At 68.5% G+C, this 16,936-nt stretch carries 15 protein-coding genes; 7 read left to right on the plus strand and 8 right to left on the minus strand.

Annotated features, from left to right (window positions below; genetic code table 11):
* Positions 1-60: 60 nt before the first annotated feature.
* The 7 genes from LE190_RS06990 to hmgA all read right to left on the minus strand — a co-directional run bounded on the left by LE190_RS06990 (position 61) and on the right by hmgA (position 9,478).
* A complete protein-coding gene (locus tag LE190_RS06990; RefSeq protein WP_225238004.1) occupies positions 61-1,440 on the minus strand; it encodes an amino acid permease in 1,380 nt (459 codons plus the stop codon).
* Positions 1,441-1,746: 306 nt separating this feature from the next.
* Entirely contained in the window at positions 1,747-2,112 is a 366-nt protein-coding gene (locus LE190_RS06995) for a hypothetical protein (protein WP_225238005.1), read from the minus strand.
* Positions 2,113-2,207: 95 nt separating this feature from the next.
* A complete protein-coding gene (locus LE190_RS07000; RefSeq protein ID WP_225238006.1) occupies positions 2,208-3,236 on the minus strand; it encodes an amidohydrolase family protein in 1,029 nt (342 codons plus the stop codon).
* Positions 3,237-3,488: 252 nt separating this feature from the next.
* Complete coding sequence (locus LE190_RS21895) at positions 3,489-5,789, minus strand: putative bifunctional diguanylate cyclase/phosphodiesterase (protein ID WP_307734684.1); 2,301 nt, start codon at positions 5,787-5,789, stop codon at positions 3,489-3,491.
* 130 nt (positions 5,790-5,919) lie between these two features.
* Entirely contained in the window at positions 5,920-6,621 is a 702-nt protein-coding gene (locus tag LE190_RS07020) for an MBL fold metallo-hydrolase (RefSeq protein ID WP_225238007.1), read from the minus strand.
* 64 nt (positions 6,622-6,685) lie between these two features.
* On the minus strand, positions 6,686-8,020 hold the full coding sequence (locus LE190_RS07025; RefSeq protein ID WP_369598425.1) for a hemolysin family protein: 1,335 nt from the start codon (positions 8,018-8,020) through the stop codon (positions 6,686-6,688).
* Positions 8,021-8,158: 138 nt separating this feature from the next.
* Positions 8,159-9,478 (minus strand): homogentisate 1,2-dioxygenase, encoded by a 1,320-nt coding sequence (gene hmgA / locus LE190_RS07030; protein WP_225238008.1) that lies wholly within the window; start codon positions 9,476-9,478, stop codon positions 8,159-8,161.
* A 147-nt stretch (positions 9,479-9,625) separates the two neighbouring features.
* Here hmgA and LE190_RS07035 point away from each other — a divergent pair, with 147 nt between their 5' ends.
* The 4 genes from LE190_RS07035 to LE190_RS07050 all read left to right on the plus strand — a co-directional run bounded on the left by LE190_RS07035 (position 9,626) and on the right by LE190_RS07050 (position 12,883).
* Entirely contained in the window at positions 9,626-10,543 is a 918-nt protein-coding gene (locus LE190_RS07035; RefSeq protein ID WP_225238009.1) for a LysR family transcriptional regulator, read from the plus strand.
* A 67-nt stretch (positions 10,544-10,610) separates the two neighbouring features.
* Positions 10,611-11,711, plus strand: coding sequence for a 4-hydroxyphenylpyruvate dioxygenase (gene hppD / locus LE190_RS07040; RefSeq protein WP_225238010.1), 1,101 nt, complete (start codon positions 10,611-10,613; stop codon positions 11,709-11,711).
* 88 nt (positions 11,712-11,799) lie between these two features.
* Positions 11,800-12,144, plus strand: coding sequence for a CidA/LrgA family protein (locus tag LE190_RS07045; protein WP_225238011.1), 345 nt, complete (start codon positions 11,800-11,802; stop codon positions 12,142-12,144).
* Between the two features lies 1 nt (position 12,145).
* A complete protein-coding gene (locus LE190_RS07050) occupies positions 12,146-12,883 on the plus strand; it encodes an LrgB family protein (RefSeq protein WP_225238074.1) in 738 nt (245 codons plus the stop codon).
* A 100-nt stretch (positions 12,884-12,983) separates the two neighbouring features.
* Here the strand turns inward: LE190_RS07050 and LE190_RS07055 are convergent, their stop codons facing one another.
* Positions 12,984-13,580: a hemerythrin domain-containing protein gene (locus LE190_RS07055; RefSeq protein WP_225238012.1), complete on the minus strand. Its 597-nt coding sequence runs from the start codon at positions 13,578-13,580 to the stop codon at positions 12,984-12,986.
* A 336-nt stretch (positions 13,581-13,916) separates the two neighbouring features.
* Here LE190_RS07055 and LE190_RS07060 point away from each other — a divergent pair, with 336 nt between their 5' ends.
* From LE190_RS07060 to LE190_RS07070, 3 genes are all read left to right on the plus strand, one after another.
* Positions 13,917-14,948 carry a manganese catalase family protein gene (locus LE190_RS07060; protein WP_225238013.1) on the plus strand — a complete coding sequence of 344 codons (1,032 nt, stop codon included), beginning with the start codon at positions 13,917-13,919 and terminating at the stop codon, positions 14,946-14,948.
* 57 nt (positions 14,949-15,005) lie between these two features.
* Positions 15,006-15,929, plus strand: coding sequence for a ZIP family metal transporter (locus LE190_RS07065; protein ID WP_225238014.1), 924 nt, complete (start codon positions 15,006-15,008; stop codon positions 15,927-15,929).
* Positions 15,930-15,993: 64 nt separating this feature from the next.
* On the plus strand, positions 15,994-16,590 hold the full coding sequence (locus tag LE190_RS07070; RefSeq protein ID WP_225238015.1) for a TetR/AcrR family transcriptional regulator: 597 nt from the start codon (positions 15,994-15,996) through the stop codon (positions 16,588-16,590).
* Positions 16,591-16,936 lie beyond the last annotated feature (346 nt).

Consider the following 16,936-nt stretch of genomic DNA (forward strand, 5'->3'; position numbering starts at 1 on the left):
CTTTAGCAAGCGCGCGCCCGGCAGGCCAGCGCCGCGTGCAGCGCCACCCCCGCGCTGCGGCTATTTGGCGTCTTTACCCGCGCCGCGCAGCCGGTAGCCCAGGCCCAGCAGGAGCAGCCAGGCCGGCATCATCCACACCGACACCCGCAGGCCCGGGGTCAGGTACATCACCAGCACGATCCCGGCCAGGAACGCCAGGCACAGGTAGTTCGTGAGCGGGAACAGCGGGCTGGGGAAGGCGGTGGCCTGGCTGGCGGCGGCCTTGGCGCGGCGGAAGCGCAGGTGGCTCCAGCAGATCATGCCCCAGTTGATGACCAGGGCGGCCACGGCCAGGCCCATCAGCATGCCGAAGGCTTCGCGCGGCAGGAAGTAGTTGATGCAGATGCAGATGCCGGTGGCCACCGCCGAGACGCCCAGCGCCGCCAGCGGCACGCCGCGCCGCGAGAGCTTGAGCAGGGCGCGCGGCGCATTGCCCTGTTCGGCCAGGCCGAACAGCATGCGGCTGTTGGCGTACACGCAGCCGTTGTAGACCGACAGGGCGGCGGTGAGCACCACCAGGTTCAGCACGTTGGCCACCAGGTTGCTGTCGAGGGCGGCGAAGATCAGCACGAAGGGGCTGCCTCCCAGCACCACCTTCTGCCACGGGTAGAGCATCAGGAGCACGGCCAGCGCGCCGACGTAGAAGATGGCGATGCGCCAGATGGCCTGGTTGATCGCACGCGGGATCGTACGCCCCGGGTTGTCGGCTTCGGCGGCGGTGATGCCGATCATTTCCAGGCCGCCGAAGGAGAACATGATCACCGCCATCGACAGCGCCAGGCCGGCAAAGCCGTTCGGGAAGAAGCCGCCGTGGCGCCACAGGTTGTCCACGCCCGCCTGCGGCCCGGCGCTGTCGCTGAGCAGCAGGTAGCAGCCGAACACGATCATGCCGACCACCGCCGCCACCTTGATGATCGCGAACCAGAATTCGAGCTCGCCGAACGCCTTCACGTTGAGCAGGCTGAGCGCGTTGACCAGGCAGAAGAAGCCGAGCGCCGAGACCCAGGTGGGAATTTCCGGGAACCAGTACTGGACGTAGATGCCGAGCGCCGACAGCTCGGCCATGCTGACGAGGATGTACATCACCCAGTAGTTCCAGCCGGAGACGAAGCCCGCCATCGGGCTGCCGTACTTGCTGGCGAAGTGGCCGAAGGAGCCGGCCACCGGCTCCTCGACGATCATCTCGCCCATCTGGCGCATGATCAGGAAGGCGACCAGGCCGGCCAGCGCATAGCCGAGCAGGGCCGAAGGGCCGGCCTGCTGGATGGTCTGGGCCACGCCCAAGAACAGGCCGGTGCCGATGGCGCCGCCGAGGGCGATCAGCTGGATGTGGCGGTTCTTGAGGCCGCGCTTGAGGGTGGCGCCGCCTGGTTCGGCAAGGGTGTGCTGCAGTTTGTCCATCGTCGGCCTTAAGGTGGGTGCTGCGAAAGTTGCCTTAAAGCCAGCGATTCTACTGCATCGCGCGCCGGCGTGGACGCCGGGCCGGCGCAAAACTGGCGCCGCCCGGCGCCGGTTCAGTAGCGGCGGTAGCCGCCACGCCCGAGCGGATAGCGGCGCGCCATGCGGCCGCCGAACTTCTTCCAGAGCAGGCCTGCAATGGCCATCATGATCATCTTGCGCATGGGGTTCTCCTTCGCGAAAGCGGGCCGCGCGGCGCGCGGCATCGGAACCAGCCTAGCAGGAAGGCGGACGGCGTGGCGCAGGCCTTCAGCCCGGCATCGTGAAGAAGGCCAGCATCCCGACCAGGGCCGCGCCCAGCATCAGCAGCACGAAGCCGGACAGGCGCGCCAGCGCGCCGAGGCGGGCGCCCTGCGGGCGGCTGCGCAGCAGGTAGAGCCCGATCCCGAGCGGGGCCGCTGCCACCACCGCCGAACTCATCCAGCGCGGGCGGCGGTACAGGCGCGCTTCGCTGTCGAGGCGGTACCAGTAGTAGGGCAGGAAGCTGAGCAGGAAGGCGCAGAGCAGGGTCCACCAGGCCGGCAGGTGCAGGCGGGTGGCGCCGGACAGGGCTTCGGTCATGCCGCAGGCAAACATCAACATCAACAGCGCGTACAGGGTGTTCTTGGGAGTCATTGCATTGAATCTGGAGCGAAGGCGCCGAGCATAGCACCCGGCGCGGGGCGCGAAATTCAACAAAACTCACCACCGCGCACGAATATGCATGTTGCCTATCGTAAATATGGCGCCACATTGCCCGCGATGCGGGCCAGTTCCGCATCGCTCAGGGGCAGGGCGCGCAGGGCGGCCCAAGCCTGGCGCGGGCGCAAGTTGGTGGGCGTGGCCGCATCCGAACCGAACAGGATCCGGTCCAGGCCCACCATGCGCAGCCGTGCCGCCATCTGGCGCGCCTGTTCCGGGGTGATGGCGGGGGTGGCGATCGAGGCGATGTCGAAGTAGAGGTGGCGCGTGCGCGGGTCCTTGCGCGCCGCCGCCTCGGCCAGCACCCGCATCACGGCCTGGGCCGGCGGGTCCTCGTAGCCGGGCCCGGCGCCTGCCAGGTGCGCCACCTGCACCACGCTGTCCGGCGCCTCCGGCATCAGCTGCTCGAGCAGGGCGCGCGCCTGGGCTTCGCCATACGGGCGCTGGAGCGAGACCGAGGCGCGCAGGTGGATCGCGATCGCCATCCGGTGCCGATTCGCGGCGCGGAATACCTCCTTCAGGCGGGCCACGTGGTCCGGGTTCTCGAGCTGCACGTCGGAATTCCCGAAATGCATCTTGATCCCGTGGCGCAGGCCGGGGAGGGCGGCGCAGCGCTCCAGTTCGGCCAGCGCATAGTCCTTCAGCGGGTTGAAGCCGCAGAAGGCGCGCAGCCGGTCCGGACACAGGGCCGCCTGGGCCGCGGTCCAGTCGTTCTCGGCGCGGACCTTCGCATATTCGTCCGGCACCGCGCGCGAAGGGCGGCCGAACATGTAGGCGGTGGACATCAGCACGGCGCGCCCGATGCCGGCTTCGTCGAGCAGGGCGACCAGTTCCGCCGCCGCCAGCTCGCGCAGCGCGTCGGGGCCGGGAGCGGGCGCGATCAGGGCGATGATCGGGGCACTGAACAGGTGCTGGTGGTGGTCGGCCTGCGGGACGGCGGGCATGCCGTCGGCGGCGCGCGCGCCGGGCCCCGGCAGCAGCGACAGCAGGAAGGCCAGGAAGAGCGCAAAACACGGGGGAAAACACGGGGAAAAACACGGGGTGGACAGGCGGCGCATGGCGGTTCTCGCTCGATGGACACCGGCCCAGGCTAGCGGGCGGCGGCGCCGCTGTCCATCACAAATGGATGCATATGCCGGCGGCGCGTCCATCCTGTGCGGATTCGTGGGCCGCTTCCGCTGCGCCCTCAGGTGCAGCGTAACGACCTGCACGCAGTATAGGAAGAAAGCTGCGGCGGGTCTGCCCCCCTGGCGGGGGGAAGGCGCGGGTCGGGACCGCCCGCCGCGCCGCGCGGGCGCCAGTGCGCAAGTTCAGTCGTCCGGCGCCTGCGCGGCGCCGAGCGTGGCCAGCACCTCGTCCAGCGGCGCCGGACGGGCGAACAGGTAGCCTTGCATGCAGGGACAGCCGTGACGCACCAGGTAGTCGGCCTGCTGCGCGGTCTCGATGCCTTCGGCCACCACGCGCAGGCCGAGGTGGTCGGCCATCGCCAGGATCGACTGGACGATGGCGGTGCCGTTGACATCGTTCGGCGTGTCGCGGATGAAGCTGCGGTCGATCTTCAGCTCGTACAGCGGCATCTTCTTCAGGTAGGCCAGGTTCGAATAGCCGGTGCCGAAGTCGTCCACCGAGAAGCGGATCCCGAGCGCGGCCAGCGCGTGCATGCGGGCAATGGTCTGGTCCAGGTCCGACACCAGCAGGCCCTCGGTGACTTCGAAGATCAGCCCGTGCGCCGGGGCGCCGGTCTCGCGCAGCACCGCGGCGACCTGCTCGACGAAGTCGGGCTGGCGGAACTGGGCCGGGCTGACGTTGATGGACAGCGGCAGCGAGTGGCCGGCGCGCTCGAGGCGCAGCCAGGCCTCGCAGGCCTGGCGCAGCACCCAGTTCCCCAGCTCGACGATCAGGCCGCTCGCCTCGGCGATCGGGATGAAGGTATCCGGCGCCACCATGCTGCCGTCCGCGCGGCGCCAGCGCATCAGGAGTTCGGCGCCGACCGGCTGCCGGCGCTGGTCCACCTGCAGCTGCAGGTGCATGGCCAGCTCGCCGTTGGCGAGGGCGTGCGCCAGGTCGCGCTCGATGCCGAGTTTCTGCTCTGCCTCGGCCAGCATGCCATGTTCGAACAGGGCGACCCCGTGGCGTCCGGCCGCCTTGGCCTGGTACATGGCGACGTCGGCCTCGCGCAGCAGGTCGTGCGCGCCTTGTGCGCAACGCTGCAGCAGGGTCACGCCGATGCTGCCCGAGGGGCGGTAGTGGTGTTCGCCGATCGCCACTTCCTCGCCGAGCGCGCCCAGCACCTTGTGCGCGATGCGCATCGCGGTGCCGGTGGCGGCCTCCGGGTCCTTGCCCAGCCCGCCCAGCAGGATCACGAATTCGTCCCCGCCCAGGCGGGCCACGGTGTCGTCGGCGCGCACGCTCGCCACCAGGCGCGCCGCGACGTGCTTGAGCAGGGCGTCGCCGGTGGCGTGGCCGCGCGCGTCGTTGACCTGCTTGAAGTTGTCGAGGTCGATGAACAGCACCGCGCCCAGGGCGCCGCCGCGCTGGCGCGCCGCCACCAGCGCTTCCAGGCGCTCGGTCAGCAGGCGCCGGTTGGGCAGGCCGGTCAGGCCGTCGTAGAAGGCCAGCCGGTGGATCGCCTTGGCCGAGTTGCGGCGCTCGGTGATGTCGCGTCCCACCACGACCCAGTGGGTATTGCGCCCGCCCTCGCTGGCGAAGGGCACCATCTCCACTTCCAGCCAGTAGGGTTCGCCGGCCCGGTCGTAGCTCACCAGTTCGGCGCGCACCGCCTCGCTGCGCGCCAGCGCGGCCTGGATGCGGGCGACTTCGGCCGGGTCGGTGTCGGGCCCGGCCAGGATCTGCATGCTCTGGCCGACGATGTCCTCGCGCCGGTAGCCGGTGCGGCGCTCGAAGGCTTCGTTGGCGAAGATGATCGGCTGGGTCACGCCTTCGCCTTCGACCGCGCGCGCAATCAGCACCATGTCGTTCAGGCGCGCTACCGCGGCCGAAGTCAGGCGCAGCTCGGCGTTCAGTTCGACCAGCCTGGCCTGCTTGGCCTCGAGCGCGGCGGCGCCGCTGCGCACCTCGTCCAGGGTCTGCGCCAGGCCCTTGAGCAGGGCGCCGCAGCAGACCGTGAGGACGGCGCCCACGCACAGGTAGTTCAGGGCCACGGCGATGCTCGGCAGCAGGGCCCCGTCCGGCACGCCGTTCACCAGGAAGCGCGCCTGGCCGGTCATGCCCAGCACCAGGATGGTGGCCCCGCACAGGCCCAGGAAGGCCAGCGCGGGGCGGATCCCGAGCAGGATCACCGCCAGCACGGGCGGTCCGATCAGGTAGAGCTGGCTGACGCCGCCCACGCCCAGCATCAGGCCCACGCCCACCAGGTACATGATGGCCAGCAGGTGCATCACGCGCCAGGCGTAGGCCAGGCGCTTGCTGCGCCAGACGCCGAACAGCCAGGCCACCGCCAGAACGTCCATCAGCGCGATCGGCCACAGGCCCTCGGCCAGCGCGAAGACGATGCTGGGAATGGCGGCCGCTGTCCCCAGCGCCAGGGTGGCGCCGATCAGGGTCGCGAAAATGCGGGAGCGCCAGTGCGCCAGGTCGTGGTTCTCAGTCATGCGTTGCAGCGTACGCATGCCGGATGGTTGTTCAGCGCACTATGGATTGGTTAAGGGAAACATGATACCTGTCGTCGGCCGGCACCGACGATCCGGGACGATTGTCGCACGTCCACCGCATGGGAGCGGCTCACATGCCATGCGGCAGGCCGAGCTGGCGGTTGGCCGGCACCGCGATGTCGATCAGTTTCGGGGGCGGCAGGTTCAGGGCGCCCATCAGGGCCACGAAGTCCTCGCGCGAGCGTCCGGCCAGGCGCGCGTTATGGTGCTTCTCCCAGCCGATGGTGGTCACCGACTGGCCCTTGTAGTCGTGGCCCGGCCAGACCCGGGTGGCCTCGTCCAGGGTGAACAGCTTGCGCGTGATGCTGTCGTACAGGGCGGAGGCGGAGCCGCCCTGGAAGTCGGTGCGCCCGCAGCCGTCGACCAGCAGGGTGTCGCCCGAGAACAGGTTGCCGCGCCACAGGTAGCACATGCTGCCGGCCGTATGGCCCGGCGTGTGGATGACGGCGATCTCTTCGCCGGCGCCGAAGGCGATCCGGTCGCCGTCCTCGAGCTGGACCTCGGCCGGCGGAATGCCGCAGCCGCTCGGCACGCAGGCCCGGGCGCCGGTGAGGGCGCGCAGGCGGCCGGCCGAGGTGACGTGGTCGGCATGGGCATGGGTTTCCAGTACGTGGGTCAGGCGCAGCCCGAGGCGCTCGATGTGGGCCAGGTCGCGCTGCCAGTGGCGGTCGACCGGATCGATGATCGCCGCCCCGGGGTCGCCCGGCGCCGCCAGGATGTAGGTATAGGTCGAGGATTCGGCGTCGAACAGCTGGATCGGGTTGACTTGCATGGGCTTCTCCTGGTTGCGCCGACCTTGTACCACAGCTTGCGGGCCGGGGGAAGAGCCCAAAGGTTCAGCGCCGCTCGGGTTCCGGCGCCGGCGCGGGCGGGTCCTGGCGCGAGACCAGGATGCGGTCGATGCGGTTGCCGTCCATGTCCATCACTTCGAAGCGGAAGCCCTCCCAGTCCACCATGTCGGACGGCTTCGGGATGTAGCCCAGCTGGTAGAGCAGGAAGCCGGCCAGCGTATGGTAGGCGCCTTCGTCCTCGCCCGGGAAGGCGAGCCCGGTCTCGAGCAGGTCGCGGAAGCGGTCGAGCGCCACGCCGCCATCGAGCAGCCAGCTGCCGTCGGCGCGCTGCACCGCGTCGGCATCGTGCTCCTCGCCCGCCACGGTGACGTCGCCCACCAGCGCGCTCATCACGTCGCTCAGGGTGACCATGCCCTGGATGTCGCCGTACTCGTCGACGATCAGGGCCAGTTCGGCGCGGTTCTTCTTGAACATCTCGAGCAGGGCCATCGCGCTCACCGTCTCCGGCACGTACAGCAGCTCCTGCACCGCGCCGTCGATGTCGATGGTATCGATGCTGCCGGTGCGCACCGCCTGCCCGAACAGGTCGCGCGCCGTCACGTAGCCGAGGATGTGCGAGCGGTCGCCGCGGCATACGGGAAAGCGGCTGTAGGGATTGGCGGCGATGGTTTCCAGGTTGTGGCGGCGCGCATCCTCGAGGTCGAGGATCACCAGGTCCACGCGCGGCGTCATCAGGGATTTCAGGTGCTGGTCGTCCAGGCGCAGCGCGCGCTGCACGATGTCGTACTCGGTTTTCTCGAAAACACCGGTGTCGGCGCCTTCCTTGATCATGCCGGTGATGTCTTCCTCGGTCGGCGCTTCCTCCTTCGCCTCGCGGATGCCGACCAGGCGCACGATGGCGTTGGTGCTCATGGAGAGGAAGGCCACGAAGGGCGACATCAGCACCGACAGCAGGCGCAGCGGCTGGGCGATCAGGATCGCCATCGTCTCCGGGAAGGCCATGGCGATCCGCTTCGGCACCAGTTCGCCGAAAATGATCGAGGCCACCGTAATCACCAGCACCACCGTCGCCAGCGCCACTTCGCGCGCATACGGCCCGACCACGGGCAGCTGCTCGAGATGCGGGGCCAGGTGGCTGACCAGCGAGGCTTCGCCGAAGGCGCCGTTGAAAATGCCGATCAGGGTGATGCCGACCTGCACCGTGGACAGGAAGTGGCTGGGGTCGTCGGCCAGCGCGAGCGCGGCGCGTGCGCGCCGGCTGCCTTCCTCCGCGCGCCGCTCGAGGCGGATGCGCTTGGCCGAGACCAGTGCCAACTCGCTCATGGCGAACACTCCATTCGTCAGGATCAGAAGGGAGATGATCAGTATGTCGGTCAGCACGGGCGCGGGGCCTCCGTCGGACAAACCGGGCCGCGGCCGGGCGCGCCAGGAGCGGCGCACGCCGCATCATCGCATGCCGGCCGCGGTTCGCGCCACACGAATTGCCAAATCGGCATCAAGGGCGGCGCGGAAGCGGAATCAGGGACGGGTAGGGTCGAACTGCTTCGCGATCCCGGCCCAGCAGGCCTGGTAGTCGCCCTGCAGCTGGGGCGAGGCCAGGGCCGCCGCGGTCGGGACCAGCACGTTGCGGGTCTCGAACATGAAGGCCATGGTGTCGGCCACCTTGTGCGGGCGGCTGGTGTCGGCGCTGCTGGCCTTGTCGAAGGTGGCGGCGTCCGGGCCGTGCCCGCTCATGCAGTTGTGCAGGCTGGCGCCGCCGGGCACGAAGCCCTCGGCCTTGGCGTCGTAGGCGCCGTGGATCAGGCCCATGAACTCGCTCGCCACGTTGCGGTGGAACCAGGGCGGGCGGAAGGTGTCCTCGCCCACCAGCCAGCGTGGCGGGAAGATCACGAAGTCGAGCGTGTCCACACCCGGCGTATCGCTGGGCGCCTGCAGCACCAGGAAGATCGACGGGTCCGGATGGTCGTAGCTGATCGAACCGATGGTGTTGAAGTGGCGCAGGTCGTACTTGTAGGGCACGTAGTTGCCGTGCCAGGCCACCACGTCCAGCGGCGAATGCCCGATCGGGGCGCGCCACAGGCCGCCGCAGAACTTGGCCACCAGTTCGAACTCGCCTTCCAGGTCTTCGTAGCGGGCGCTAGGGGTCAGGAAGTCGCGCGGGTTGGCCAGGCCGTTCGAGCCGATCGGCCCCATGTCCGGCAGGCGCAGCAGCGCGCCGAAGTTCTCGCAGATATAGCCGCGCGCCTCGCCGTCCGGCAGGCTGACCTGGAAGCGCACACCGCGCGGGATGACGGCGATTTCCTGGGGCGCGATCTCGAGCAGGCCGAATTCGGTGGCGATCGCCAGCCGGCCCTGCTGCGGCACCACCAGCAGCTCGCCGTCGGCGCTGTAGAAGTAGCGTCCCGCCATGTCGCGGTTGGCGGCATACAGGTGGATCGCGCAGCCGCTCATCGCCTCGGCCGAGCCGTTGCCGGCCATGGTCACCCAGCCATCGATGAAGTCGGTGGGCACGCCCGGCATCGGCAGCGGGCTCCAGCGCATCTGGCTGGGCGGCGCCGGGGTATCGAAGCGCGACACGATGCGCCCGGCCGGCAGCGGGCTGAAGCTGCCGTGCACGGCGCCCGGGCGGATACGGTACAGCCAGCTGCGTCGGTTGTGGGCGCGCGGCGCGGTGAAGGCGGTGCCGGACAGCTGTTCGGCGTACAGGCCATAGGCCACGCGCTGGGGCGAATTGCGGTGCGCGGGCAGGGCGCCGGGCAGGGCTTCGGTGGCGAATTCGTTGCCGAAGCCGCTCATGTAGGCGCTGGCGGCCGGCGCGCGTTCGACGGACTGGCTCATGGGGTTCTCCTGGTTGGGAATCGCCGCCACTGTAGAAGAAATCACAGGGTTTTACGAGATGAATAGAAGAATGTAGACTATTGATATACTAAATACTACTGGCAGGGCAGGCGCGCCGCGCCCACAATGCATCCTGCCCGCACATCCATGATCGAACCGCATGCCATCGACCTGAACCTGCTGGCGGTGTTCCAGGAAGTCTATCGGGAACGGCAGATCTCCTCGGCCGCGCGCAGGCTGGGCCTGAGCCAGTCGGCGGTCAGCAATGCGCTGGCCCGGCTGCGCCGCGCCTTCGGCGACGAGCTGTTCGTGCGCACCGCGAGCGGCATGCAGCCGACGCCGCTGGCGGCCCAGATGGCCGAGCCGATCGGGGCGGCGATGGCGCAGGTGGCGCTGGCGCTGAACCAGCGCAGCCGCTTCGACCCAGCCAGCAGCCGGCGCCGCTTCGTGCTGGCCATGACCGACGTCGGCGAGATTTATTTCATGCCGGCCCTGATCGAGCGCTGCCGGGCCCTGGCGCCGCAGGTCGAGATCAGCTCCCTGCGCGCCGGGGCGCTGGCCTTGAAGGAGGCAATGGAAAGCGGGCGGGTGGACCTGGCGGTGGGGCCCTTCGAGGATATCTCGGAAGCGCTGTACCAGCGCCAGCTTTTCCGCCAGCCCTATGTGACGATGATGCGCAAGGGCCATCCGCTCGCCAGGGGTGAGCTGAGCCTGGAGCGCTTCGTGCAGGCCGAGCACCTGCTGGTCGATGCGAGCGAAAGCCCCTACGACCGCATCAACGCGCTGCTGGCGCGCGCCGGCGTGGGCGGCGAGCGGGGTGCCGCCGTGCGCTTCCGGGTGCCGCATTTCACCGCGGTGCCCTACATGGTGGCGGGCTCGGACCTGGTGGTCACGGTGCCGCAGAAGCTGGCCGAGCGCGCCGCCCAGCCCTTCGGCCTGGAATGGGTGCTGCCGCCGCTGGAACTGCCGGCGCTGCAGACCAACGTGTTCTGGCACCGGCGCTACAACCAGGACCCGGGCAACCAGTGGCTGCGCGGATTGCTGGCCGAGCTGTTCGCCGAATAGAAGCACCGCATTACCCCGGCCGCCAGGAGACGGCGGCCACCCGACAACGTCATACAAGGAACAAGAAATGGCAGACCTGTTTGAGAATCCGATGGGATTGGATGGCTTCGAGTTCGTCGAGTTCGCCTCGCCCACCCCGGGCGTGCTGGAACCGGTGTTCGAAGCGCTCGGCTTCACCAAGGTGGCGCTGCACCGCTCGAAGCAAGTGGTGCTGTACCGCCAGGGCGGCATTAACTTCATCGTCAACAACGAGCCGAAGAGCTTCGCATCCTACTTCGCCGCCGAGCACGGTCCGTCCGCCTGCGGCATGGCCTTCCGCGTGAAGGACGCGCACAAGGCGTATGCGCGCGCGCTCGAACTCGGCGCCCAGGCGATCGAGATCCCGACCGGCCCGATGGAACTGCGCCTGCCGGCCATCAAGGGCATCGGCGGGGCGCCGCTGTACCTGATCGACCGCTACGACGAAGGCGGCAACACCGGCAAGTCGATCTATGACATCGACTTCGAATGGATCGAAGGCGTCGAGCGCAACCCGGTCGGCCACGGCCTCTCGATCATCGACCACCTGACCCACAACGTCTACCGCGGCCGCATGGCCTTCTGGGCCGGCTTCTACGAGAAGCTTTTCAACTTCCGCGAGATCCGCTATTTCGACATCAAGGGCGAATACACCGGCCTGACCTCGAAGGCGATGACGGCGCCGGACGGCAAGATCCGCATCCCGCTGAACGAGGAGGGCAAGGCCGGCGGCGGCCAGATCGAGGAGTTCCTGATGCAGTTCAACGGCGAAGGCATCCAGCACATCGCCCTGTTGACCGACGACCTGATCGCCACCGTCGACAAGCTGCGCGCGGCCGGCGTGCCGCTGATGGCGCCGCCGCCGGACACCTATTACGAGATGCTCGACGAGCGCATCCCGGGCCACGGCCAGGACGCCGCGGCGCTCAAGATGCGCGGCCTGCTGCTCGACGGCGCGGTCCAGGATGGCAAGGCGCGTCTCCTGGTGCAGATCTTCGGCGTGCCCCAACTGGGCCCGGTGTTCTTCGAGTTCATCCAGCGCAAGGGCGACGACGGCTTTGGCGAAGGCAACTTCAAGGCCCTGTTCGAGTCGATCGAACGCGACCAGCTGCGCCGCGGCGCGATCGCGGGCGCCCCGGCCACCGCCTGAGCCAAGCACGGATGCGCGGCGGGCGCGCGGCGGGCGCACGCCGGCCGCGCGCTTTTGCTATGCTGGACCTTTTGCGCCCGTCCAGCCCATGCTCGCCGCCTTCACCATCCTGCTGCTGTTCCAATGCCTCGGCGAAGGCATCGTCTTCCTGTTCCAGCTCCCGATTCCCGGCCCGGTGGCCGGTATGCTGCTCCTGATGGCGGCGCTGGCCGCCTGGCCACCCTTGCAGGACAGGATCGAGGGGGCAGCCAATGCGCTGCTGTCGCACCTGTCCCTGCTGTTCGTGCCGGCTGGGGTCGGGATCGTCGCCACCGCCGCCCGTGGCAGCGGCCACTGGCTCGCCATCCTTGCCTCGCTGGCCGCCAGCACCGTGCTGACGCTGGCCATCACCGCACTGCTGCTGCGCGGGCTGGGAAAGGACAGCGATGCCTGACTTGCCCGCCTTCGGCGAATTGGCCCGCTTCTGGGTCTACCTGTCCGCGTCGCCGCTGCTGGGGCTGACCATGACCCTGTGCGCCTACCTGGCGGCCTACCGCATCACCGCCGTCTTCAAGGGCGCGCCGCTGGCCAATCCGGTGGCGCTCGCGATCGGCCTGCTGGCCCTGGCGCTGTGGCTGTCCGGCATGTCCTACCAGACCTATTTCGCCGGCGCGCAGTTCGTCCATTTCCTGCTCGGTCCCGCCACGGTGGCGCTGGCGCTGCCCCTGGTGCGCCAGTTGCCGCGCCTGCGCCGCTCCCTGCTGCCGCTGTCGTGCGCGCTGTTGTGCGGCTGCGTGGTGGCGATCGTGTCCAGCGTCGCCGTGGCGCTGCTGCTGGGCGCGACGCCCGAGCTGGCGGCCACGCTCGGGCCGAAGTCGGCGACCTCGCCGATCGCGATGGCGGTGTCCGAGCGCCTGGGCGGGATCCCGGCCCTGAGCGCGGCGCTGGTGATCGGGACCGGCATCTTCGGGGCGATGACCGGGCCCTGGCTGTTCGACCGCCTGCGCATCGCCTCGCCGGCGGCGCGCGGCTTCGCACTCGGCCTGTCGGCGCACGGCGTCGGAACCGCGCGCGCGTTCCAGACCAGCGCCGAGACGGGCGCCTTCGCCGGCCTGGCGATGGGACTGAACGGCGCCCTGACGGCGCTGCTGGCGCCGTGGCTGGTGCCGCGCGTGATGGCCTGGTTCGCGTGAAGGAGGGCGCTTGGCCCGTCTGGCCCGCCCGGCCGGGGGCGGGGGCAAAAGAAAACCGGCCGCGATGGCGGCCGGCATCCAGCTTGCCCGCAGCGGGGACTCAGGCCGGGTTCGACTTCCAGGTCTTCTTCGGTGCGAAGGCCTTGGCGGCGAACAGCGCGCTGGCCAGGCCGACCACCACGGCGGCGGTGCTGCCCGAGAATCCGACCGCGTGTTCCTTGGCCAGCTTGCCGGCCTTCGGTCCCACCAGTTCCATGCGGCGGCGGGTCATCTTGGCGCCCATGTCGGACAGCATTTCGCGGCTCAGCTTGGCCTCGGCGTGGGGCAGCAGGGTGGTTTCCTCGTCGGCCACGTGGTGCATCACGTCGCGCATCAGCTCCATCACCAGCTTGTCGTGGCGCGGATCGGCGCCGCTGGTACGGCGTAGTTCGGCGATCAGGCGGCGCATCTCGTCGTGCTCCGGCTCGGCCTTGTGCATGAAGGGTTCGCCCGCATCGCGCTGGCGCATCACCGGGTAGAAGATCTCTTCCTCGAGCGTGGCGTGGATTTCCAGCGCATCGCAGATCGTGTCCGCCAGCGCCTTCTTCACCCGCGCCGGCTTGTCCTTCTCGTACTGGTGGAAGGTGACCATCACGTGCGAATGGTCGAAGCGGATCATGTTGGTGATCGTCGGACTCAGCTTATTCAGGTTAAACATCGGTACCCCCTTTATGGTCATATAGCTAACATGGTAGTGCGCCGTGACGCATGCTTACTGTAGGAGCGCACGCCGCGCCCTTGTCAGCATGGAGCGAAGGGGACTGCCGGTGCAGGCTCGCGCCCTCGTAAACCAGCTTTCTTCTCCCCTTGATCAGATTCAACAATTTCAGCGACATCGTTAATTGTCGCCCTAGTCCTACACTGGCACGCGCGAACACCTGATCCCCACTGCCGGGCCACGCTGCGAAGATGAATCCATGGGTTGGCGGACACGACGCCACCCGAAGGGCGACGCTCCGGCGCGCCGTTTCACTCATCAACGGAGGAATTGTTCATGTTTGCACATAACAAACGCCTGCAATATACGGTCCGCGTCAGCGAACCGAATCCGGCCCTGGCCAACCTGATGCTGGAGCAGTTTGGCGGACCGCAGGGCGAACTGGCCGCGGCCATGCGCTACTTCACCCAGGCCGTATCCGAGGACGACCCGGGCCGCAAGGACATGCTGTACGACATCGCGACCGAGGAGCTGAGCCACCTGGAGATCATCGGCCACATCGTCGCGATGCTGAACAAGGGCGCCAAGGGCCGCCTTGCCGAGGCCGTGGACAGCGAGGCCGACATGTACAAGGCGATTACCGGCCCCGGCAACGACAGCCATATCACCCAGGTGCTGTACGGCGCCGGCACGCCGCTGGTCAATTCCGCTGGCGTTCCCTGGACCGCCGCCTACATCGATTCGATTACCGAGCCGACCGCCGACCTGCGCTCGAACATCGCCGCCGAGGCGCGCGCGAAGATCGTCTACGAGCGCCTGATCGCGCTGACTGACGACCCGGGGGTGAAGGAAGCGCTGGGCTTCCTGATGACGCGCGAAGTGGCGCACCAGAAGTCGTTTGAAAAGGCGCTGTACGCCATCGAGCCGAACTTCCCGCCGGGAAAAATGCCGGCCGATCCGCGCTTCGCCAGCGTGTACTACAACATGTCTCAGGGTCCGGGCGAGATGCGCGGCCCCTGGAACCAGGGTGCCGACTGGGACTTCGTCACCGACCGCGAAAAGCAGCAGGCGGTGGACGGCGGCTCCGGCGAAGCCGAGGTGGCGCTGCCGAGCAGCGACATCGACATCCTCAAGCAGATGGCGATGCGCACCATGTCCGACCCGATGTCGACCCCGCGCACCGGTGCGGAACTCGGCATGAGCATGCAATCGGACAGCAGTGCTACGATGGGCGGATCGTCGGGCAATGCGATGGGCCGGGCGGTCACCGCCAACAACGGCGGCGAGCTGGATGACACTGGCATGAGCCATCCGGTCGACAAGGGTGTGTCCAAGTCGATGAAGGCGATGAAGCCGGGCAAGAAATAGCAGAGCGCCGCGCGCCCCGGGCGCAGCCCGGCGCGCGCGGCCGAGACTGGATAGTGCATGGATTCTCATACGGACAAGTACCACGACAGGCGCCTGATGTCGCTGCGCGGGCTCCTGCGCGCGCTCAGCCTGCGGCGCGTGCTCGGCTTCCTGGTGTGTGGCGTCGGCGGCATCCTCCTGCTGGGCAGCCTGGCGGAACAGGTCATGAACGCCGATCCGCGCATGCACCGCGCCCTGCTGGGTGGCGCCACCGCGGCGGCGGCGACGGCGCTCGGGACCTTGCCGGTCCTGCTGGCGCAGAATTTTTCAAAACGGGCCTACGATTCCTTCCTCGGTTTCGGCGCCGGCGTGATGCTGGGCGCCACCGCATTTTCGCTCGTCATTCCCGCAATCGCCGCGGCCCGCTCGGCCGGCGCGGGGAGCTGGGAAGCGAGCCTGATGGCGGGTGCAGGCATCATGGCCGGGGCCGGCGCCATCCTGCTGCTCGGCCGCGCCGTGCACGCCGAGGATATCCTGGCCGAAGGCGAGGCCGGCGTCTCGCTGCGGCGCGCCTGGCTGTTCGTGTGGGCGGTGGCCCTGCACAACCTGCCGGAAGGCCTGGCGATCGGCGTCGGCTATGCCGGCATCGACCTGGAAAAGGCGAATGCCCTGGCCACCGGGATTTCGATCCAGGACGTGCCGGAAGGCCTGGTGGTCGCGCTGGCCCTGCGCACGGTGGGCTACAGCCGCTTGAGCGCGGTCGGGATGGGAGCGGCGTCGGGCCTGATCGAGCCGGTCGCCGCCGCCGTTGGCGTGGCCCTGATCGGCATCGCGTCCGGCATGCTGCCCTTCGCGCTGGCGGCAGCGGGCGGCGCCATGCTGCTCGTAATCGCCAATGACGTGATTCCGGAGATGCGCCAGAACGGCAACGGCACCGTGGCCAGCATCGCGCTGGTGTTCGGTTTCGTGCTGATGACCGTGCTCGATACCGCGCTCTCCTGAACTCATTGACGTGAAGAATATGATGGGCATAATATGATGCTCATCATATCTACGCGGTCCGTCCATGAGCCCATCGTCCAAATCCAGCAAGCGCGAACAATCCCATCATCGTATCGTCGAGGTTGCCAGCCGGGCAGTGCGCCGCCATGGCTGTGCCGGCGTCGGCGTGGCCGAGGTCATGAAGGAGGCCGGCCTGACCCACGGCGGTTTCTACGCCCATTTCGGCTCGCGCGACGCGCTGCTAGTCGAGGCGATCGAACATGCAGGCGGCGTCAGCAGTGCAATGCTGGACCAGCGCATCGCCGTGCGCGTGCAAGAGGGAGAGGAACCGCTGCGGGCCCTGATCGCGCTTTATTTGTCCGACGAGCAATTGGCTCAGCCCGAGGAGGGCTGCGTGGTGGCCGCGCTGGTGGGGGAGCTGCCGCGCCTGGAGGAAGTGGTGCGCACTGCGGCCAGCCAGCGCCTGGACCGGCTGGTGCGGCGCGTCGCCTCCGCCTTGCCCGAGGGCGCGCAGCCGGCGCTGGCTGGCGTGATCGCCGGCGCGCTGCTCGGGAATTTGCAGCTGGCGCGGGTGCATGGCGATAACCAGGAAGGCCGGGCGGCGCTGGCGGCGGCAAGGGAGCTTCTTGTCTCGCTATTCATTCCCGTTGGCGAAACTTGACCTGCACGGTTCGTCGCGTCACTTTCTGCCGGCATTTGAAATATGATGATCATCATATGACGCTCATCATATGAAGCCTATCATATGGCGGGCATCATATTTATCGACTGGCGCTCCAGCCTGGCTCGTCGTATCCACGCGCACGCAAAAACGCCCCGGAGCGACATGCGCTGCGGGGCGTGGTGAACTGGAACGGGCGCGGTCCGGCCGCGCCCTTGCCCTAGGGTCTGTCTGACTGAGCGAAGGCGAAGAATGAGAGAATTAGATCGGGAGGGCTATGAAGATGAGCCGAACTGATCTAACCGAGAAGCAATGGCGGCGGTTGGAATCCCATCTGCCGCCAAAT

The sequence above is a fragment of the Massilia hydrophila genome (genome assembly GCF_020208145.1).
Lineage (GTDB): Bacteria > Pseudomonadota > Gammaproteobacteria > Burkholderiales > Burkholderiaceae_D > Telluria > Telluria hydrophila.